This window comes from Acetobacter orleanensis, assembly GCF_001581005.1.
GTDB classification, from domain to species: domain Bacteria; phylum Pseudomonadota; class Alphaproteobacteria; order Acetobacterales; family Acetobacteraceae; genus Acetobacter; species Acetobacter orleanensis.
Map to the genome: position 1 here is coordinate 126646 of NZ_LHZV01000062.1, position 20917 is coordinate 147562.

14 protein-coding genes and 1 pseudogene are annotated in these 20917 nt (G+C 53.8%); 6 read left to right on the forward strand and 9 right to left on the reverse strand.

Annotated elements, in window-relative coordinates; genetic code table 11:
- Positions 1–619: 619 nt before the first annotated feature.
- Positions 620–826, forward strand: a complete 207-nt coding sequence (locus AD949_RS08390) for a hypothetical protein (protein WP_048835937.1) — start codon at positions 620–622, stop codon at positions 824–826.
- A 112-nt stretch (positions 827–938) separates the two neighbouring features.
- On the opposite strand, the gene AD949_RS08395 is transcribed toward AD949_RS08390, so the two are convergent.
- From AD949_RS08395 to AD949_RS08420, 6 genes are all read right to left on the reverse strand, one after another.
- A complete protein-coding gene (locus AD949_RS08395) occupies positions 939–3032 on the reverse strand; it encodes an FUSC family protein (RefSeq protein ID WP_048835936.1) in 2094 nt (697 codons plus the stop codon).
- A gap of 235 nt (positions 3033–3267) precedes the next feature.
- Positions 3268–4869, reverse strand: a complete 1602-nt coding sequence (locus AD949_RS08400) for a carbohydrate porin (RefSeq protein ID WP_082064730.1) — start codon at positions 4867–4869, stop codon at positions 3268–3270.
- A 269-nt stretch (positions 4870–5138) separates the two neighbouring features.
- Complete coding sequence (locus AD949_RS08405) at positions 5139–6749, reverse strand: TolC family protein (RefSeq protein WP_048835935.1); 1611 nt, start codon at positions 6747–6749, stop codon at positions 5139–5141.
- The gene (locus AD949_RS08410; protein WP_048835934.1) at positions 6746–8566 is read right to left on the reverse strand and encodes an FUSC family protein; all 1821 of its coding nucleotides are present in this window, start codon (positions 8564–8566) and stop codon (positions 6746–6748) included. The genes AD949_RS08405 and AD949_RS08410 overlap by 4 nt, the downstream gene beginning before the upstream one ends.
- Positions 8547–9596, reverse strand: coding sequence for a multidrug transporter subunit MdtN (gene mdtN, locus AD949_RS08415; protein WP_048835933.1), 1050 nt, complete (start codon positions 9594–9596; stop codon positions 8547–8549). Before mdtN ends, AD949_RS08410 begins: the two co-directional genes overlap by 20 nt.
- Positions 9597–9600: 4 nt before the next feature.
- Entirely contained in the window at positions 9601–9873 is a 273-nt protein-coding gene (locus AD949_RS08420) for a YtcA family lipoprotein (RefSeq protein WP_048835932.1), read from the reverse strand.
- 68 nt (positions 9874–9941) lie between these two features.
- On the opposite strand from AD949_RS08420, the gene AD949_RS08425 reads away from it, so the two are divergent.
- Positions 9942–10298 carry an ArsC family reductase gene (locus AD949_RS08425; RefSeq protein ID WP_048835931.1) on the forward strand — a complete coding sequence of 119 codons (357 nt, stop codon included), beginning with the start codon at positions 9942–9944 and terminating at the stop codon, positions 10296–10298.
- 53 nt (positions 10299–10351) lie between these two features.
- Here the strand turns inward: AD949_RS08425 and bfr are convergent, their stop codons facing one another.
- Entirely contained in the window at positions 10352–10837 is a 486-nt protein-coding gene (gene bfr / locus AD949_RS08430; protein WP_082064729.1) for a bacterioferritin, read from the reverse strand.
- A gap of 235 nt (positions 10838–11072) precedes the next feature.
- Positions 11073–11846, reverse strand: a complete 774-nt coding sequence (locus tag AD949_RS08435) for a tetratricopeptide repeat protein (protein WP_048835929.1) — start codon at positions 11844–11846, stop codon at positions 11073–11075.
- Positions 11847–11983: 137 nt separating this feature from the next.
- On the opposite strand from AD949_RS08435, the gene AD949_RS13810 reads away from it, so the two are divergent.
- Complete coding sequence (locus tag AD949_RS13810; RefSeq protein WP_141325416.1) at positions 11984–12157, forward strand: integrase core domain-containing protein; 174 nt, start codon at positions 11984–11986, stop codon at positions 12155–12157.
- 373 nt (positions 12158–12530) lie between these two features.
- Here AD949_RS13810 and AD949_RS08445 read toward each other — a convergent pair whose 3' ends face one another.
- Entirely contained in the window at positions 12531–13097 is a 567-nt protein-coding gene (locus tag AD949_RS08445; RefSeq protein ID WP_048835927.1) for a recombinase family protein, read from the reverse strand.
- Between the two features lie 254 nt (positions 13098–13351).
- Between AD949_RS08445 and AD949_RS08450 the strand changes: the two genes are divergently transcribed.
- From AD949_RS08450 to AD949_RS13815, 3 genes and pseudogenes are all read left to right on the forward strand, one after another.
- Positions 13352–14632, forward strand: a complete 1281-nt coding sequence (locus tag AD949_RS08450) for an autotransporter strand-loop-strand O-heptosyltransferase (protein ID WP_082064727.1) — start codon at positions 13352–13354, stop codon at positions 14630–14632.
- A 706-nt stretch (positions 14633–15338) separates the two neighbouring features.
- Positions 15339–19778: a Hint domain-containing protein gene (locus AD949_RS08455; RefSeq protein WP_061504652.1), complete on the forward strand. Its 4440-nt coding sequence runs from the start codon at positions 15339–15341 to the stop codon at positions 19776–19778.
- 142 nt (positions 19779–19920) lie between these two features.
- Positions 19921–20917: pseudogene (locus AD949_RS13815) on the forward strand (IS630 family transposase); the annotation flags it as partial.

Below are 20917 nucleotides of genomic sequence, written 5' to 3' on the forward strand. Positions count from 1 at the left end.
GCTTTGGCCAGTCCGGCGAAAATCGCGAAGATTAGTCTTTCGTTCGTGGTGATATCAAGTCCGGCCAACCACGCGACGATTTTAGGTCGCTTCGGCTGTAATCTGTCCCGCCAAATCCTTAGCGTACGTTTTCTAACAGAATGCCCCGTTATGCAGACAGAAACGCAATTCCATACAGATAATAACGATAGAATTTTGTTGAAATGGAGTCTCTCAAAAATTTGAAGGGGTTTAAGAGGATAAAAGACACTGATTTCTGACGTGATACTCTAAAGTTCAGTCTGAGTTATAACGCTTAACATATTGAAAAATATAATGAAAAATAAAACACATTATTGTGCACAATTATAAATTCTACATTATTAATAACAATTGTTATCGTGGTTTATTGACGCGCGTCATTTTTGCTCATACGGTTCTCTGGCCTCATTAGGGATGAGATGAGGCTAAAATTAGGGAGCGGTTTCATGATGCTGCGAATGTGCAGGGCCTTCCGATGTTGCGGGTGTATGCCGCGCATGAAAGGTCACGACGTGCAGAAGACGCACATTTTATAATCCGCCGGACGTGAAACTACCGGCGGAAGCGCCCTTCAGGGGTTTTGTTTTCGAGGTCAGTCATGATACGTACTTCAAAAATCATCGAAATAGACGGAATTTTTCTGGGAACTGCTATCCAGTTGAGCGGCGGGCAGGGGCAGCGCTTTTACGCGACGCATGACAGTGTTCGTGCGCTGCACAATGCCGTCAGGCCGGATATGGCCGTTCTGGCGCGGCAGGTTGCTCAGACGTTCCGCCAGAATCAGACGATTTCCTGCGCCGCATAAGCCGCTTTCTTCAAGAAAATATCCATTCGTTAAAGAAAGCGTTAAGTGAGGCTGGTTACTGAATGACCCGCCTCACAAGCTGGTTCAATATCCGTTCCAGAAACTCTCTTTATCAGAAAGAGCGTTTATCATCCTGACTGATAGACGGACTAGGCTCATTCTCCAGATCCGTCAGATCCAGTTTTTGTAACAGGATGAGTATATCATTCAGTTTTGGGTCTGTATGTTGCGTTGTTTCCGCAGGCGTTAGGGTTTCTGGGGCAAATTGGTCTGCCAGATGGTTATATAAGTCTGCGCGCTGCCGGATTGCTGGTGTGGGTTCGGCTGTTTTTTCCATCCACCACACGCTGGCAGCACCGGCCAGCTTCCGTAACAGGAACAGAATATCACGCGCTTTTCCAATCTGGTCCGAGCGACGCAAGCCTTCCAGACCGGCTGTCTGGCATTGAATTTCTGCAAGCGTGCTCGTGGTGCCAGCTTTGCGGCGAGCACTTTCAATCTGTGTCCAACTTAGGGTTTCCGGCCCGGTCGCAAGGGCCGCGTAGCGGATATTCGCGCGGAACGCATCCGCAATCTGTGCCGCCAATGGTGCATTGCGCTGTTCTGGCCAGAGCAGCAGGCAGCCCGCCAACCCGACCAGACTGCCAATAATGTTATTGATAGCGCGAGCCAGTGCGACATCCCACCCCAGACCGGGGCTGACCAGATCCGTCACCAGCACGAAAAGCTGCGTCATGAACATTACGCACAGAGTGTAATTCACGCTGCGTAGCGCAATGGTCGCGGCGGCCAGCGGGAAAATCAGCAGCAGGATGCTCCATACCGGCAACAGTACACCCATGACCGCCGCCAGAAGGCCACCGGCAATACTTCCAACAACACGTTCAATAGTCCGGGGGAGCGTAGTGGTCACACGGGGTTGGGTGACCACCACTACCGCCATCATGGCCCAGTAAGCGTAGGGCAGGTGGAGTTTGAGTGAAATGGCATAAGCCACCAGCACAGAAACACAGATGCGCGCTGCATGCCGGAAGCCCTGCGCAGGAGTGACAGACGCTGCCCGAACACCCCCCGGTGGGGCGTGTTGCCCGGAAGAGTGAGGATGTGCGCTGGAACCTGTCTGCCATGCGGCAATCAAATCCTGCACAGCCTGTGCGCAAACCTGCGCCCCTTTACCAAACAGACTTGAATCCTCGGCTCCAATGCGCGCCAGAAGGCGGTGTTGCCGTTGCAGCCGGTCAGGCCGGGGTTCCGGGCGTTGGGCTTCCCCCGCCATACGGTGCAATGTGGTGGTGACCACACGGAGCGTGCGCCGGGCAGCATGAGAGGTCTCGCCAGATAAGGCCGCATGTTCAAAGGCAATCAGGGCAATAAAAATCCGATCACATGCCTCTATAGCGGGCAGCAGTGTGGCGCGGGCGCGGCTGCTGACGGTATCAGCGGAGAGCACTTCAATGCGCCCCCGTGTCCGCTCAATCCGGCTACGCACCTCTCTGCGAAACGCCCCGATGGAGGTACTGTGGCGTGTGCGGCCCTGTGCGCCGGGCTTCATGACATCCAGCAGGCGGCGCGTCATGCGTTCCTCTTCCCGCAAGACGGCGGAACAGGCCAGCCGCAGCGGCATATAAGGGTCCACAGGCCAAGCTAGAACACAGATCAGGGTGGCCCAGATCGCCCCCAGCGCGAATAGGCCAGACAGGCGCAGCGCCACCTCTGGCGGCAAGGGATAACAAACAGCCACGACAGCGACGATGGCAGCCAGAACGCCAATCTGCGTAGCACTGCCCCCGCGCAGGCGGCCCAGTGCACAGCCGAATACGCTCACCCCAAGCGCTATAAAGGCAGGCACAAGCCCAAACCCGGAAGCCGCAGCAACAGAACCGCTGATAACTGTGCCAAGGGCTGCAAATTTCAGCATGGTTTCCAGCCGTGGCCGCAGCAGGCCGCCGGGGTCCACAAGGCAGGTCCAGAACGCCGCAAAGGCGGACCAAGCCATAAGCGGCATGTGCAAAGACAACGCCAAAATCATAACGGTGCTGACAGCAACCCCTGCGCGTAGGCCTTCACGCACGGCAACCTGCTCCGGGGCAATAGCAATGGCCCGCACACCCAGCCAGTGCGCAATAGCTGAGGGAAGGAGACTGCGGGAGGCAGCCCGGAAGAATGTCGGTTTACGGGGGAGGGAAAAGGACAGGTGTTTTTTCATGAACAGTCAGGCAGGAGAGGAACATAGAGAGGAAAGAGCACACAAAAGCCAGCCAGTATGCCGGGTGGCAGGACTGTTGCTGCAAGCAAAAAAGCAGGGAGTGCCGGAACAGGATGGTCCGGCAGGCGGAAGGGGCACTCAGAGAGGGCTGGATGGAGAGCGCGGAAGGCGGAAGAGGCTTCTGCAGGAACGGCGTTATAACATGCGCGCGCAAATTTCAACCAGCAGAGTGGTTTCAGAATGTTATACTTGTATGCAGTCCGAAAATCGTCTCATTCCCGATACGGCGAGAGGAAGAGGGATAACGTGGGTCCGGTCTGCCGCCCATCGGGTTCCACATTTGCTGGAAATCGGGCTGTACGACCAACCATGGCCGGACTTCTGCCTGATAGGTAATCTCCAGATGGTTTTCATTGCCGGGAACACGTGTTTTTGCGGTGCGGTTATAGCGCCGCCAGCCGGAACTTGAGCGGCCTAACCCCCAGCCAATGCCCACCGTGTCATTCGGGCGGCCTGAAAACGGTGCTTTAAAGTTCATCCCGGCATCCGCTGCAAAGCTGACAAGGTTGCGGTCACCCCTATTGCCTGTTGCCCTGAAAAATAGGCCAAGAGATCTGTCGGATTTGTAGGAAGGCCGCCAGACCATCTGGTCAATGACAGCATAGACCATCCAGTTTCCACGATCCCAGCGCGGTGTGCCGCCTCCTTTTCCCATGAGCTGATCATGCGTATTGTAGCGATAGTCAGGAAATTTCGCGGTATCGTAAAATCCGCCCAGCTTGTAAATGCCGGGCAGGCCGGGGTCTTTGGTAACGTCTGAAAGATCTTCGGGCTGGCGGTTGAGCGTGTAATGTATTTCCCCAATCAGCAATGCGCCGGTGCCGGTATTAAAGCGGGTGCCGCTGCCATCATGCGTGACCTGATTGGCGGGGTCCGACGTGTTGCCACCGTGCTGGATACTGAACGCATTATAGCGATTGCCCGGCGGGTTATCATCCGCAACCGCTGCCAGAATGGTAACTGCATTGTGCGGCCGGTAGCGGAGGCGCAGGGCCGGGGAGGATAAGGGCCAGGACGGGCCGCCGCTATAAAGATTGACAGAAGGCGCCATCGGCCAACCAAAGTTGGAATTCAGAAACAGGCCGCCATAGTTGGTCAGCATGAATTCAGATTCCAGATTTTGCTGCCCGATCTTGATACCGAGTGTGTCGTTAAAGAGCAGTTGTCGGTACCATAATTCAAACAGGCGCGTGGAGCGGTCTGCTTCATAACCGCTTATAGGGTTAAAGGTGCCCAGATGGTCCTGCGTGATGGAGCGTCCGCGCGTCTGGAGAGCACTGATAGTGAGAATGCCGCCTTTCAGGCCAATCAGTTTTTTCAGATCAACAGTCAGGGTCGGGGCCGTCATGGCATTATATGACGGGCCGGTGCCCGTGCCACTCCGGACATCCGCAAGGCTTGGCGTGCCGCCGGATGTGTTTCCCCACAGCTCTTCTACGTCCTCCATATCCAGTGTGATGCCATATCGGTAAAGCCACGTCCGCACGCCCCCCATGGTGCCCAGAAGCGTGTCGCTGGTGTCCAGCGGTTCATCCTGCTCCTGACTGGCGCGCGGAAGGTGAAGCCCCTTTGTGGTGACTCCCGGCCCAAACTGGTTCATGAACGGGGCTGAGTTGCCCAGACTATCCTGATCATGCTCGACCTGATCTTCCGGCCGATTTTGTGCAAAGGCCACGGTAGGAAGCAGGACCGTGCAGACTGTGCCAGATGCCAGAAAAAACCGTCTCAGCCGTTGTCCTGAACCGATAAAGAAACTGGTCAGAAAACCGGACCGCATCGTTGTGTGTTTTCCTGCAAGGCGGGTTAAATCAAGACAATCCTGTGTGGGATGTCTGTTTAGCTATTCTGGAGCCTGTTGTCAGTTATTGTCGATAGCTATCCGAGTGAATAGCTCTCTTATGAAGCAAGGTGAAGTGGGTGCGTCATAGCGTGATGGGATGCATCTCGTTCTCTTCAGTATCACACCATTCCAATAAGAGTCAGTTTCGGGGATATGGCGTCATGCTCGTGTACCAGCAGCCCTCACTCATCAGGGGAGTGAGTGAATTATTGAACTTGCGCGTCTCCTAGCGCACCAGTTGCAAAAGCTAGGCTCGCGGCGGCAATCAGGGCGGCATAGTAAGTGTCTGAATGGCCAAGCTGGGCATCCAGCAAACCGGTTTGTGCCATTGTGGCCTGCGTGATGGACCCGACACCACTGCGATAGGCTGCAAAGGCGGCATCAAAACTGGTTTGCGCTGCCGTTTGCAGGCGGCCTGCGGCGGTATAGGCGCTCAGGCTGCCGTGAAGGCTATTTTCCGCAGTGACAATCTGTTTGACGGACTCATCAACAGTTTTCCGTAAAAAAGTTTGGGCGCTATCGGCGTGATTGCGGGCCTGCCGCAGCATGGCGGCCCGCATGCCGCCATCAAAAACCGGCACGGTAATGCCGCCCAGTATCAGGCTGCTGAAATTGTTGGTGGAAAGGTTAAGTGTCGGGTTGGAGTCAGACCCCACACCCGGAACGGAAGAGAGCGCCAGATGCCCTGTGGTATAAGCGACGTTTCCAGACAGGAAAATTTTTGGCAGAAACTCGGCTTTAGCCGCGGAAATATTGCTTTGTGATGCTTTGGCAGCAGCGTACGCCGCCAGAACATCCGGGCGTTGCGCAACGGCCTGCCGGACCATGTCATCTGTCAGGCGCATGTCAGCCATTGTCAGCGGACGGTTTGAAATATCCTGTGTCTGCAAGCGTGTATTAGGAGAAATCCCCATGGCGGTCATCAGGTCCAGATAGGTATTTTCTGCCATGTTCTGGGCCTGCACAAGCCGGAGCTCCGCTTGCGCTGTCATCTGCCGGGCCTGCGTCACATCAACAAGAGTGCCTTGACCTTGCTTAAGGCGCATTTCTGCTGCGGCCTGCACTTTTCTGGAGTTTTCCAGTGCCTGTTGCACCAGTGTAACCCGTGCGGCGGCGGCGGCATGGGTATAAAATGCCAACGTCACCCCGTAGATGACTTTCTGATGCGCCGCCGTGAACAGAATATTTGTCGCGAGTTGCGTTTGTTTGGCAGCGTTAATCACGGCTTCCCGCTTGCCAAAGTCAAACAGCAGCCATTGCATGCTGAGTGTCTGTACCTCACCATGGCCAGAATTCCGATTTCTAACGCCATCACCAAGGGATTCAGCCTGATTGATCCCGTTGTTGATGATGTCCCCCATTTCTCCAGCACCGCTCAGGCGCGGGTTGGACCCATTGTTGCGTTGATGCGTATAGCCGCCAACAACTGTTGCACTCAGATGCGGCAGGTAGGCCGTGCGTGTAATACCCACTGCCAGAGCCGCATTCCGCGCGGTGTTCCATGCCTGCCGGGTGGTTGGGTTGGCAGACTGAGCAACGTCAATCAGTTCCGGGAGGGAGTAGGTGTGGGTTGTGCTGACATCGGCATCCGCAGGGCGCGGGGCGATTGTCTGGTTGGCAGGCAGAGTATATCCGGCGGGCAGAGTCAGTCCATGTGCGTTCTGGCCGGGCAGAAGTTCGCCTTTGTCAGACACGTTGGGCTGCCAAGGGGCGTCTGGTCGGGCTGGCGCGCTCTTCAGGGCTTCGGTTGCGCAACCGCCTAGCAGAAAGATTAGGCTTGTGGTCAGGCAGGCTGTGTGGCGGGGGAAGCGGATCATGACACCACCTTGTCCAGAAGAGCGAGTTGAGCAGACGCAGCAGGGCGCCGGGCGGGAATCAGACCGTCTTCCGACAGGCTGGAGATCTGGCTGGTTATGGCCCGATAGGTAGCGAGTTCGTCCATCTGGGCACGGAGATGGATGGGTTCCACGCTGGCAAATTCAATCATGCGTTCCGCAGCCGCCAACGCGTTCTGGGTTGAGGCGGCAAGGAGCAACTCCTCCTGCACGGAGGCGGCCTGAAACTGGGTGTGCAGGGCCTTCAGGGCCGCAGAGATTGTCTCTTTAATTTTGTCATAGGCGCTGGATGGCCAGAAGCTGGTAAAAACCGCATAGGTGATGAAGTTGCCAAGAAGAATCCCGATAATGCGGTTGCGCGCCGTGGTCATGTCTGACGTTGGGCCATAGCCTTTCAGGTCAGACAGGAAAAAAGCCAGACCAATCTGGAAGCCCGCATAGGCAATCCGCTCATCACCTGATTTGACCCATGCGGCAAGGAGAGAGCACGCAAAAATCATGATCAGAAAAGCCGCAATATTGGTAAGGTGGGGAATAACGAAAATAATGGATAAAATCCCCAGTGCCCCTCCGACCAGTGCGCCGCTGATGCGCAGCGTTAGTTTGGAAATCATTTCTCCCATGGTGGGCAGCGCAACAATAAAGCAGGTGATAATGCAGGTGTGAATGCCGTCCCAGTTGAGAATTTTGAAGATAAAATAACTTAACATCACAGCCGCAGTGCCTTTTACGGCAAAGCGGACATGCTCGGGATTGCTCAACGCATCTGGCGCGAAAAAACCGGAAGAACCGGACTTGGCTTTTTTACCGTTTTCTGGCGCTTTCTGCGCGGAAGGGTTTGTGAAATCAGGCAGAAGAGACGCAATTTTTATGAAAGCGGGAGTGGGCTCTGGCACTGGTGGCTGCGCAATATCTGTCGGGTAGCCTCCGCTCTGGAAAATCTCTGCCATGTCCAGCAATGTCTGAATGAGTGCTTCGGGTGGCTGGGCCGGAATGTCTGGTGTGTGAGTGCTCTCGCATGAGGCCGCGTGGGCAAGGGCCAGAATACCCACACTGCGCGGAATGGCTTGTTTCAGGCAAGCAAGATCCTGCTTGCGCCCTATCTTTTCCAGCCCAGCCATTTTCAAAGACATCAGCATGCCTTTTGCCCCTTCCCGCAGGAGGGCTTCGGCTGTGTCGCGCATCTGCTCATCGTCTGGCGTGCGCAGAAGGGCGGCACTCAGGCGCAGATGGTGTGCAAGCGAGCGGGTGAGAAGGGTTTTGGGGGAAGGGCAGATAACGGGCGCAAGGCACACCATGACGGCACCCGGCACCAGAATGAACAGGTCCGCATAGAGCAGAGCGCGCGTAGCCAACTCCCCGATGGGCGCGTTTCCAATGGCGATCATGGCGTACACCACAACCAGCCCCAGCATATAGGCCACGGGCTTTAGTTTGCTGGCAGACCCAAGGAAAAAGAACCCAAAAGAGAGAAGAGCCGTGGCAATAGCCAGACCCATCGGGTGGTCCAGCGTGAGGTGTATCAGCCCGAACATGATGAGGATGATAAGCCCGAACAGGATATTCACAATCAGACCGGCCAGCACATTTGTCACGCGGTCTTTCTGCCACAGGGCCATGGTGACGAGTGCCGGAACGGCAAGGTCCGGCACCTGCCAGATTTCTCCAACCAGCACGGTTGTCGTGCAAGCCGCCGCCATGCGTAGCGCAGCCCCACCCCGACCGGGGGTGCGCTGCGTAATCAGTCGCCAGATCCGGTCGGCGGTCAAAGGCCGGACGTTAGTGGCAGGCTTCGCCATGCCGGATCTCGACTGTTGCTGTGGCGCCCAGCCGCAGCAGGCGTGGGTCTGCCGGGTCCAGCCGGATACGGACAGGAAAGCGCTGGGCCACATGGACCCAATCCATTTCTCGCGGGACCAGAGGCAACCCGCGTGCCAGACCGGCAGAATCCAAAGAAGCAACCCCCCAGCCAATGCTTTCCACATGGCCGTGGAGTGGGGTGTGTCGGTCGATCATGGAATAGACTGTGGCGCAATCTCCCGGTGCAATGGCGTGCAGCGTGATTTCCCGGATATTGGCGCTGGCATACCAGGTGTCATTAGCAACCAGCGTGAACAGAACCTGAGACGGGGCGAGAATTTCCCCCTCCTTAACCCGCAGGCTGGTGACGTATCCGTCCGTTGGGGCGATCACGGTTGTCTGGCGTAAGGCATAACGGGCCTGATCCAGCATGGCCTGCGCGGCCTGCTGGGCTGCGAGAGAGCTTTTCAAGTCGCCAATGGCTATCTGTGCCGCACTGGCCTGCTGGTGGCTCTGGGCAAGGGAGACAGCCGCATCATTGAGGGCGACGCGCGCCTGATCATATTGCTGCCACGGGATATAGGCGTGCCCTGCCAGCGGCTTGAGGCGCTCTACAGTACGGGCCGCCAGATCATGATTGGTCTGTGCGCGGGTTGTCTGGTCCTGCGCGACAGCAGCATTGGCAGTTTTAACAGCCAGCAGGCGTTTCTGGTTCTCCACTTCTGCGGCCGCCAGAGCCAGATTGGCTTCCGCCTGCCGCACAGCCAGTTCATACGGTTCCGGGTCCAGACGGTAGAGGAGGTCTCCTTTTTTAACGGCCTGATTCACATGCACAGGCAACGCAATCAGGCGGCCTCCCACTGTGGAGGCCATGTGCACGACCTCGGCATCAATGGAACCGCTGTCAGATGAGGGATAGGCCCCGTCCTGACGTGAGACATATACCCCCAGCCCAATGGCCCCCAGAATACAGACCGCAGCAATGGCAAACCCGATGGGGCTGCTCGTGGAAAGAGAGACTTTTTTCATGCAGTTAAGGTCCGAACCAGATCAGCCATGCCAGAAGGGCGGTTATGACCCCCAGAGAAAGGTAGGTAAACAGGCGCAGGCTTAGGAGGGCATCAACGCCAGTCAGCACAAAAACCACGCGCAGCGTGACGGCAACGGCAATGCCGATCATGCCGCACAGCATCCAGTCTGGAAAATAGGCACCCACCAGCGCGAAGGATGGTGCGCCCTGCACCGCGCATCCGCCAAGTAAAAGAGTAGAACAGATGCTGGTGGGGCGGATAAAGGAACGAAGCATAGCTGCTAGGTGGTCTGATTTCTATAAATCTGTCAATCAATGCAAGTGCAAAAATGAAAGGACAAGCGATGATATCACCGGTCGTCATTTATGGAATCAAGAGTTGTGACACGATGCGTAAGGCTCGGAACTGGCTCGACGAGCATGGTATAGCGTATCACTTCCATGACTATAAAAGTGAGGGGATTGACGCACAGCATCTGGAAAAATGGATGAAGGGCGTGGGATGGGAGGCACTGCTCAACCGTGCGGGCACAACCTTCCGCAAGCTGCCGGAGGACCAGAAAACGGGTCTGGACGCCGCAAAAGCGATGGCGCTGATGCTGGCTCAACCCTCCATGATCAAGCGGCCTGTGCTGGAGGCTGGTTCTGTTGTCGTCGGGTTTAAGCCGGACCTGTATGCTCAGACTTTTGCGGTCCGCTAAGAAGAGCCTACGCCCCCCGGCATGGTAGGCCGGAGGGCGTAGAAAAACTGTGCTTATTCCTGATCAGGAGCCGCAGCAGAGTTCAGGTGAATATAGCGTTCAATACCAACCAGCTTGATGAGGTCAAACTGACGGTCGAGGAAGTCTTCATGTTCTTCTTCGTTCGTCAGGATTTTCAGCAGCAGGTCACGGGAGACGTAGTCCCGCACGCTTTCACAATAGGCAATGCCTTCACGCAGGTCACCAATTGCTTTTTCTTCCAGCTTCATGTCGCATTCCAGAATTTCCTTCACGTCCTGACCGATCAGGATGGTGTTCAGGCGCTGGACGTTCGGCAGTCCACCCAGAAACAGAATACGCTCAATCAGCCAGTCAGCGTGGTGCATTTCCTCAATGGATTCTTCATGTTCCTTCTTGCCCAGCAGGGTCACGCCCCAGTGGCGCAAGGTGCGGGCATGCAGAAAATACTGGTTGATGGCTGTCAGCTCATTTGTGAGCTGTGTGTTAAGATGTTCAATAACTTTTGCGTCTTTAACCATGATGGGCCTCTTTGCTCTGGTTAAGAAATAACAGCCTGCATGTAACGTAACTGCTTGAGGGATGCAAATAAAAATCTGTTTTATATCAATAGAGTATAGGAATTAAGTCTTACTATCAACTAAAGCTATTTTTTATCAGAGGCTTCCGTCGTCTGAGCATTTTTAGGTCACAGAGGTGTGAGGGATTTACGTCGCGCAGTACCGGAGGGCGATGAGGAGGTTGGTGCCGGGAGGTTCAAGGGGTAGGTCGCGGCTGAGCGGAAAGGCTTTGCATCCGCACCTGTAAGGCAGCAAAAAGCGCGGGATCTGCTGCTTTTCCAAGGCGGGATAAAGCACGGTCCATCGCCAGAAGAATGTCAGACGTTGCTTCCGGGAGCGCCTGCCGCCACCAGCGCAGGGCATCCTGTATCCGTCCGGCATCGGCCAGAGCTGTTGCATAGTTATGGCAGCCCCGGTAGTCGCCGCCTTCAGCAGATTTGCGATACCAGACCAGAGCCGCCGCTTTGTCCTGTGGCGTTTCCCACCCTTCTTCCAAAAAGCGTGCGAGCAGATTCATGGATTTGGCATGCCCATTATGGGCGGCTGTGGTGAACAACCGGAGTGCTTTTTTAAGGTCTTGCGGCATACCAAGGCCACGCATTGTCAGAATGCCCAGATTATAACGGCCCCATTCATCCCCAAGTCTGGCCGCGGTCTCATAATGCTGGGCCGCCTGCTGCAAGTTCTTCTCACATCCCCAGCCAAAATGGTGGCAGCGGCCCAGCATGTTGTGAGCAGGGCCATAGCCCGCATTGGCCGCTATTGTGAACCAGACAAGAGCCTGAGCCTGATCGGACCGAACATAGGCGCTGTTCAGCAGCACCTTCCCCCAGAGAACCTGTTCCAGATGATGGCCGCTGATTGCCCGTTGACGAATGGCATCAATCTGCTCCGGCAAGGGAGCGGAAGCAGGCTTTTTGCTTTTGCTCTGCCGCGTAAACAGGTGTTGCCACAGGCCCGAGGCGGACATAATCTTCCCTCCAATTTTGAGAAGGATTATCATTATCAAATAAAAACTGAACTGGCAATTATGATGGGTTCGGGGGCATGAGTTTGACGTGCCCCCTGAAAATGTAGCTCCTTTCCGCCCATGGCTTTATCGTGTCCATGAGCAGAAAGGGAAACGGCTGGGACAATGCGGTCGCGAAGAGCTTCTTCAAGACCCTGAAAGCGGAACTCCTGTGGCGACAGGTTTGGAGCACGCGTCAGGACGTCATGCAGGCCATCACATGCACCATCAATGATTTCTATAATCCGCAGAGGCTGCATTCCGCACCATGAGCGCAATGCCGCTTAACAGATAACCTATGGTCTGGAACTAAACCGTGACACGTCCAGAATCATATGTATCAGCTAAATAATATTGGATGGTGTCCATTCGTATCAACGGCGATCTGCGGCTTGCGTCCGACAATTTTCTGGCCGACGTCAAAACTCCGATTTTTCCGTAATGTGCCTTGGTATGCAGGCTGTCGATCATTTCAGGCGTCAGACTGGCTTCATGGCTTCCCTGCTGCGGTGTTTATATTAAAAATTTAAATCACATGTTATCGATTTTATCGAGCTTCCAATATAGACAATTATTGCTGATCTGGTATAAAATTTAAAAATTATATATTTAAATAAAAATACAATTCATAAATAATATAAAAATTCATTGAATACATTCTTTATTTATTATTCTCATTACAGTGCTAGGAGAAATATTGTAATCTTTGGCAATTTTCGCTAGTGTGTGGCCATCTTGGCGTCTGTTTATAATTTCTATGCGATCAGTCTTGGAGGTGAGTAACGGCCTCCCCATTTTGACACCCTGCTTTTGGGCACGCGCCCGGCCTTCAGCTGTGCGAGTTCGGATTAAATCGCGTTCGACATCTGCCAACCCGCCCAAAACGGCAAGCATGAGGCGGCCTGTACTTGAGGAAGTGTCGGCCCAAGGTTCTGATAGCGAATAAAAATGCGCTTTTTTTTCGGTAAAATTTCTAATAATGGCAAATAAATCAAAGGTGCTGCGGGCCAGCCGATCAATCCGTGTTACGATAACAGTATCACCTTCCTGAATGTAGCTTAACAGTCTGTTTAATTGAGGCCGTTCCGCATTGGAGCCGCTTATTTTTTCTCGAAAAATCTTCCCACACTGATTTTGTTCCAGTGTTAGTATTTGGCCGTCCAGCGTCTGGCCCGTTGTACTAACACGGGCGTAACCAATTTTCCGACTCATGTAAATTCCAAAACATTACGTAATAGTTACCGATCAATGCGTATTTTATATAAGTTTCAAAATTTTTGAATTATGAAAACTCATATAAAGCCTCGGAAAATACTACGTTAGCACCTTAAGAATCGAATATTAGCAAAGATATTTACGGTTTTTTATCTATTTTTTAACAAAATAAGTCAACTTTAAATTTTTGCATAATTCAACATTTTTGCAAGATATCGGCACGACCTCCGATCGACGCGAAGCAAGCAACCATGTCCTCGGCTGAAGCGTCATCAATTCCAGTAGGGGACGAGGCTTTCCCTGTCAGTAGTAATCTGGCGTCTGCTCGGGTTACCGCGCCTTATCCCCTGCCTGCACAAGACCCTACTCAGGGAGAAGAGAGCCATATACGGTTCGATTTCAATGCGGGATGCCGTGTGCGTCTGCCTGTTCTGGAGACAGGAACATGGCGGGTCCGTCTCCGGGATTCCGATACCGGTAATATCCTGTTCGAGCAGGGGGGGCTGAAGGACGCCTTCGTGCATTCCAGTAAGCGCTGGTATGTAAGGTTTGGCATTGATGTCTGGAAAGAAGACTCTGCTAAGAGACAGGGTTCTCAGGAGCATGTCTTCTCCCATAACTATGATGCGAAAGACCAGAATGTTCTGATCCAGTTTCCTATCGGGACACTGGGCGACACTCTGGCTTGGATGCCCTATGCCGCGCGTTTTGCTGAACAGCGCGGCGCACGCGTGACCTGCGCCTTATCAAGCCTGATCCGGCCGTTGTTTGAGGCGGCCTATCCGCATATCCGCTTTGTCACGCATGAAGAGATTTCGGAGCAGAAGCTGGCCGAGACATTTTATGCCACCTATAGCCTTGGTCTGTTTTTTGATGATGCGGCATTCGACTGGCAGCCGACCGACTTCCGGTTTGTCGGGTTGCATAAGACAGCGGCGTATATTCTGGGGGTCAGCCCGGAAGAAGAGCCTGCAAAAATTAGCTTTCCTGATGAAGGGCGGCCGATTGAAGAGCCTTATGTCTGCATTGCCGTGCAAGCGTCCTCACAGTGCAAATACTGGAATAATCCCATCGGCTGGTCCGAGGTTATTGGCTGGTTGAAGCAGCAGGGCTATCGGGTGGTCTGCATAGATCAGAAATCTGTGCATGGTACAGGGATTATCTGGAATCATCTTCCGCATGGCGCGGAAGATCAGACCGGAAACCGTCCGCTGGCAGAGCGGGCGCGCTGGCTGAAACATGCCGCCTTCTTTATTGGCAACAGTTCCGGGTTGGCTTGGCTGGCATGGTCCGCAGCCACTCCTGTTGTCATGATCTCGGGCTTTACACACCCAACAAATGAATTCGCAACGCCTTATCGCGTCATCAACTGGCATACATGCAATTCCTGTTGGAATGACCCGAAAGAGCGTTTCGATCACCACGATTTTTTGTGGTGTCCGCGGCATGCAAGCACGCCGCGTCAGTTTGAATGTACGCGACTTATAGCAGCAGAGTTGGTGCTTAAAGTTATTTCGCGTCTTGTGCTTTAAATAAAGGGTAAATGCCATGACTGTTTTGACAATATCAGCAGGCACTACATCAAATGGTGGTGGTGCAACATCATCTTTTGATACAACTGCTATATATGGAACTGCTACTAATTATACTTTTGATACCTCGAATCTCAATGTTTATAATGGTGGCGCAATTACAGGATCAACGATTCAAGCAGGGAAGCTAACGGCTTCAGCTGGCTCGCTAATTTCCGATGTTACGTTAACAGGAAAACAAACAAGCTCTGGCACAATTGCTGCTGGTGCTTATACCATCTTGGGCAGTGCTACTAATGTAACGTTATCAGGCCAAGGTGCATTGACTGCTGGCGGGACTGAAACAAATCTGATTCAGTCGGGCGGTGGAGCTGTTACGGTCACTGGTCAAATTAATGGATATACTGTTGAGTCTTTAAATAAGGGTGATGCGACTGCTTGGGGATATTTAAGCTCAGGTGCTACTGTATCTAACCTTAAAGTTCTGGGATATGCAGGCGTTGTGGCATCATCCGGGAGCGTTGTAAGTAACGCGACTTTAGCGGGCGGACTAGGTGCTCAAGGTGTTTTGACCGCTGCCGATTTGAAAGGTACAATTAACGTTCAGTCTGGGGGTGGCCTTGTCGGAGGCCAGCTTCTGAGTGGTGCTTCAGTCACTGTATCAGGATCAGGTACGGCAAAGAATACGGTTATTTCTAATGGCTCGGTGAATCTGTCTTCTGGTGGTGTTGGTAGTGCTCTGCATGCGACGAGTGCGGGCACGATTACTGTCAGTTCTGGAGCCCAGACATATGGAGATACCGTTTCTGGCAAGGGCGGCGTTGAAACTGTTCTGGCAGGCGGGAATGCGAGTGGAACGACGGTTCAGAATGGAGCCGGGCAATATGTTTCCGCGGGTGGCTCTGCCACCGATACGACAGTCTCCGAAGCAGCTGTGACCGTAAGTAGTGGGGGTGTTCTGAATAACGCACATGCTTCTGGCGGTACGATTACTGTGTATGATGGCGGTATTCTGAGTGGTGCTGATGTATCCAGCGATGGCACATCAGGTGGCGCTCTTAATGCATATACGACTGGCTACCTTGAAGGTACCGTCTCCATCAACTCTGGCGGTGTTCTGGGTGGTGGAACAGTAACAAGTGGCGGAACTGTTAATATTAATGCCTCCGGTTCTGCGCATGATACGGTTATCTCTAATGGCACGGTGAAGCTGTCTTCTGGTGGTGTTGGCAGCAATCTGCATGCAACGAGTGCAGGCACGATTGATGTCGGTGCCGGAGCCAAGACGTATGGAGATACCGTTTCTGGCGCCGGCGGTGTTGAAAATGTTGAGACAGGCGGGAGTGCGAGTGGAACGACGGTTCAGCATGGAGCCCAGCAATTTATTTCTGCGGGCGGTTCTGCTACAAATACGACCGTGTCCGAAGCATATGTTACTGTAAATAGCGGTGGTGTTCTTAATAACGCACATGCCTCTGGCGGTACGATTACTGTGTATGATGGCGGCATTCTGAGTGGCGCTGATGTCTCAGGCGATGGCACATCAGGCGGCGCTCTTAATGCATATACGACTGGCTACCTTGAAGGTACCGTCTCCATCAACTCTGGCGGTGTTCTGGGTGGCGGAACAGTAACAAGTGGCGGAATTGTTAATATTAACTCCTCCGGTTCTGCGCATGGTACGTATATTTCTTCTGGTGCGGTATATCTGTCTTCTGGCGCGGTAGGCAGTTATCTGTCTGCGATGAGTAAGGGCACGATTGATGTCCGTGCCGGAGCTAAGACGTCTTTTGATACCGTTTCTGGTGCCGGTGCTGCGGAAACTGTTGAGACAGGCGGAAGTGCGACCGGCACGACGGTGCTGGACGGAGCCGGGCAATTTATTTCTGCGGGCGGCTCTGCTGCCAATACGACTGCCTCGGGCGGCACGATCACTGTGTATGATGGTGGCATTTTGAGTGGTGCTGATGTCTCAGGCAATGGCAAATCAAGCGGCGCTCTTAATGCCTATCATACTGGCTACCTTGAAGGTACCGTCTCCATCAACTCCGGCGGTGTTCTGGGTGGCGGAACAGTAACAAGTGGCGGAACTGTTAATATTAACGCCTCCGGTTCTGCGCATGATACAGTGATTGAGAGTGGAACTTCGATTTCTGTTAAAGGTAGTTCTCTTAATATTACGATTTCTGGTTCAGGTCACGGATTTGTTAATCAGGGCGGTCTTGCTTCAGAAACGCATGTTTCTGGTGGATGGCTGGAAGTCAACTCTGGTGGTGTGGCATCAGGTGGTGATGTTGCTAATGGACAGGCAACAGTTCACGTTGGAGCTTCTGCCGTCTCGATGACCGCAAATTCCGGCGGCTATATTTATGACAACGGTGGTGTTGTTTCCAGTATTACGGTAAATTCTAAGGGTACTCTTGGTCTAGATTCTGGTGGACAGGCCTATAATACAAGCGTAACACAGGCTGGTGGTTTATCTGCCGACGGTTCTGGAACTGTCATTGTTAATACATGGCAAAGTGGAGCTTACACCTCTGTATATGGCGGCGCAGAAGCATCATCCGGGCAAGTTATTAGCGGTTGGATGACTGTGGATAGCGGAGGCGTTGCTTCTGCTGTGACAGCTCAAAGCGGTGGTGGATTGCTTATAGGCTCGAATGGGTCTGGCAATATGCTGAATGTTACGACATCTGGGTATGATGTTGTTTCTTCTGGTGCCATTACAACCTCTACGACAGTTGGAGCCTCTGGTACAGAACATGTTAAAGGCGGTGTTGCGTCTCAGACGGTTCTGCAGAGTGGCGCAGTCCAATATGTTACCAATAGCGGCCTAGCAGTTGGTGCAACTGTCGAAAACGGCGGTCAGCAGACAATCGGTTCTGTTGATGTAAACTATTGGGGCTCAGGTTATTGGGGGACCGGAACGTCCGCATTCTCAGGCGGCGGTGCTGTTGCGTCTTCTACAATAGTTAGTGCTGGCGGCTCTGCTCTTGTTAATGCAGGTGGATCTTCCTACGAGACATCTGTGAAGGCTGGTGGTCATCTGATTATTTCTGCCGGAGGTAGCGGGACAAACGACTCTGCTGATGCTTCCAGCGGGATTATCGTTGGATCCGGCGCGTATGAAACAGTAGTTGCTCCTTCAGCAGGAGGAACATGGAACGGTAGCAATGTGACCGTTGCAAACGGTGGCACCTATAATGTTTCCAATGGTGGGACTGCCACGAGTGCGACCGTTCAGGGTGGCGGCGTACTGAATGTCTATGCTGGTGGTTCCGCTGTTAATGCGAGTGCTACAACTCCAGCTGGCGGGCAGGCTGGCACGATTAATGTGTATTCTCGCGGGGCGACGACAGGCACAATCCTGACCTCAAACAGCACGGCGGAAACGATTTCCAACGGGGGAACGGCGACAGGCACGCAGGTCAGTTCTGGCGCAGGTCAGACCATTATGTCTGGTGGTGTTGCTTATAATACATCCGCATCTGATAACGGTCATATCTTTGTCTATGGCGGCACGACGACCAATGCGTCTGTTGCCGGTGCTGGTTCTTATTTGAACGTTGCCTCGGGCATTGCTTCTGGAACAACGGTGTCTGACAATGGCACGGTTAATGCGTCGAGTGGCACTACACTTGCGGATACGACTGTTGCGAATGGCGGGACACTGATTGCCTCCAGTGGCACGATCCTGACTGGCACGACAACGCTTTACAGCGGTGGTAGTGCGACCATCTGGAATGATGCTGGCGGGACTGTTAACTTGCAGGGCAGCACAAACACCGGTCTGACCATCAGCGGGCTTGAAAATGGCGGGACCGCCACGACCAAGATCAATGTGCTCACAGAGATCGATGGGTTTAACGGAACGTCTGCGGGTAATTCTGATGGCATCAAGCTTGCGGGTGTCACAGAAAAAGACATCACGGCTGTGGCTTATGTTGACGCGAATAATAACAAGAACGGTGATTACGTCACTCTGACTCTGCAGAACAAGTCAACCATCACGTTGCATATTCCGGGTGCGGAGGCAAAAGGCTATTCGTTGTCTAAGGCCGCGGCTGATGGCAGCGTGTTGTTTGAGGTCTGCTTCCTTGCTGGGTCCATGATCCGCACGGCGTCTGGTGATGTCGCAGTGGAAACTCTGCGTATTGGCGACAGCGTGCAGACATGGGACTGGAAGGCGCAGTGCGCGGCGGAACGCGCCGTGATCTGGACCGGCCGGAAATCCATGCATGTGAACACCGCTCTCGCCGATGATGAGGCAGGCTACCCGGTCCGCATCCTCAAAGATGCGCTGGCCGTAGGCGTACCGAGTCAGGATCTGCTGGTTACCCCGGAACATAGTCTGTTCTTTGAAGACAAGTTCGTGCCGGTGCGGATGTTGGTCAATGGTCGGAGCATTGTCTATGACCGCTCTATCACGTCTTACGACTACTTCCATATCGAGACGGAAGAGCATTCCGTGATCTGGGCGAACGACACGCTGACAGAAAGCTATCTGGATACGGGCAATCGCGGCATCTTCCGTCAGGATGGTAGCGTTGTGCGTCTGACAGCAAAAGCGCCTGAAAAGACGTGGGATAATGATGGTGCGGCGACTCTCACCGTAGAACGGACCATCGTGGAGCCGCTGTTTCAGACACTGGCAGACCGTGCTGTTGCACAAGGCCTTGTCTCTTACAACGAGGTTCCGGAAGTGAAGCTAGATTCTGACATTCATCTGGTAACAGGGCAGGGCCAGAGCATTCGTCCTGTTCGTCAGTTACATGACAAAGTCGTGTTCATGATCCCGGCTGATGTGGAGACGGTACAGATTGTCACCCGTACCAGCCGCCCGAGTGACACAATCGGACCGTTTGTGGATGACCGTCGTCACCTTGGCGTTCTGGTAGGACAGGTGACATTGTTTGATGGTAAAAATGAGCATGCTATCACATCCCATCTGGATCAGGCGGAACTGTCAGGATGGAATACGCAGGAAACTGTGCCGTGCCGCTGGACGAACGGCAATGCTACACTGCAGCTTCCGGATATCAGAAGACATGGCCTGCGGATGCTGACCATCCAGATCATTGCTGCTGGTCCATATGTCATGACAAAGAGCACTCAAAAAGTACGCGGTCTTAAAGCCGCCGGCTGATTACTGAACACGGGAAAAGCCCTTCTCTTCATCAGAAGAGAAGGGCTTTTTTAATGCCATACCAAAGGCTATTATGTCTGACTCACCTGTGAAGTGACATGACCCGCCTGTTCTGATTCTGTCTTGTGATGGAGGATCGGAGATGGCTGGTGCGATTGCCTTACGGACGGATTATACGGCTGAGGCGCTTCGGCGGCTGGCCTCTCGTGCATGGGATGCGAATGTTGCACGGCGCCTTCTGTCTTTGGCTGCGGTGCAGGACGGTGTCAGCCGAGGAGACGCGGCGCGGATCGGCGGCATGAACCGGCAAACCCTCTGTGGGACTGGTTGCACCGGTTCAATGCTGTGGGCCAGATGGCCTGCGGGATCAATGGCGACACGGCTCTGTCTACCGCCTGACGGCGGACCAGCAGGCGGAACTCTCGGCATTGATCATGGTTGGCCCCGACCGTAACCGGGATGGCGTGGTCCACTGGCGCGGCATTGATCTGAAGCGGGTGATTGAGGAGCGCTTTGGCGTGTCGTATCACGAGCGCCACGCTTCCACCCTCTTAAAGCGACTGGGCTTCATTCACGTCAGCGCACGGCCCCGCCACCCGAGACAGGATCCGTCCGTCATGGACGCTTTCAAAAAACTTCCCAACAATCCTGAAGTCTCGCACCGGCCATCAGCCGCGCGGCAAACGGATCGAAATCTGGTGCCGGGACGAAGCGCGGACCGGGCAAAAGAACAGTGTCGTCCGGCAATGGGACAAACGGGGAACCCGGCTACGCCAGCCGGCAGACCAGCGCTATGTCAACGCATGGCTGTTCGGGGCAATCTGTCCCGCACGTGGCAAGGCCGCAGGTCTCGCTCTTCCGTTTATCGGCACGTATAGCATGCAAGTGCACATCGACGAGATTTCATACTCCGTGGCTCGGGGCGCTCATGCCGTCGTGCTCCCGAACTGAACCCGGTCGAAAAAATATCTGGCAATTCCTCCGCACCAGCTGGCTGACCAACACCGTCTTTGATAACATGGACGACATCATCAATGCCGTCTGTAACGCGAGGAACAATCTTGTCGCTCTCCCCGGCATCATCCGTTCCATCGGCCTCAGAAAATGGGCTCATAAAGGTCAAAGGTGGAGGGTTCGAA

What these genes read in the sequence shown, in the direction of transcription:
- AD949_RS08390 (WP_048835937.1), top strand. Translation starts at nt 620, where the DNA reads ATGATACGTACTTCAAAAATCATCGAAATAGACGGAATTTTTCTGGGA.
- AD949_RS08395 (WP_048835936.1), bottom strand. Translation starts at nt 3,032, where the DNA reads ATGAAAAAACACCTGTCCTTTTCCCTCCCCCGTAAACCGACATTCTTC.
- AD949_RS08400 (WP_082064730.1), bottom strand. Translation starts at nt 4,869, where the DNA reads ATGCGGTCCGGTTTTCTGACCAGTTTCTTTATCGGTTCAGGACAACGG.
- AD949_RS08405 (WP_048835935.1), bottom strand. Translation starts at nt 6,749, where the DNA reads ATGATCCGCTTCCCCCGCCACACAGCCTGCCTGACCACAAGCCTAATC.
- AD949_RS08410 (WP_048835934.1), bottom strand. Translation starts at nt 8,566, where the DNA reads ATGGCGAAGCCTGCCACTAACGTCCGGCCTTTGACCGCCGACCGGATC.
- mdtN (WP_048835933.1), bottom strand. Translation starts at nt 9,596, where the DNA reads ATGAAAAAAGTCTCTCTTTCCACGAGCAGCCCCATCGGGTTTGCCATT.
- AD949_RS08420 (WP_048835932.1), bottom strand. Translation starts at nt 9,873, where the DNA reads ATGCTTCGTTCCTTTATCCGCCCCACCAGCATCTGTTCTACTCTTTTA.
- AD949_RS08425 (WP_048835931.1), top strand. Translation starts at nt 9,942, where the DNA reads ATGATATCACCGGTCGTCATTTATGGAATCAAGAGTTGTGACACGATG.
- bfr (WP_082064729.1), bottom strand. Translation starts at nt 10,837, where the DNA reads ATGGTTAAAGACGCAAAAGTTATTGAACATCTTAACACACAGCTCACA.
- AD949_RS08435 (WP_048835929.1), bottom strand. Translation starts at nt 11,846, where the DNA reads ATGTCCGCCTCGGGCCTGTGGCAACACCTGTTTACGCGGCAGAGCAAA.
- AD949_RS13810 (WP_141325416.1), top strand. Translation starts at nt 11,984, where the DNA reads ATGAGCAGAAAGGGAAACGGCTGGGACAATGCGGTCGCGAAGAGCTTC.
- AD949_RS08445 (WP_048835927.1), bottom strand. Translation starts at nt 13,097, where the DNA reads ATGAGTCGGAAAATTGGTTACGCCCGTGTTAGTACAACGGGCCAGACG.
- AD949_RS08450 (WP_082064727.1), top strand. Translation starts at nt 13,352, where the DNA reads ATGTCCTCGGCTGAAGCGTCATCAATTCCAGTAGGGGACGAGGCTTTC.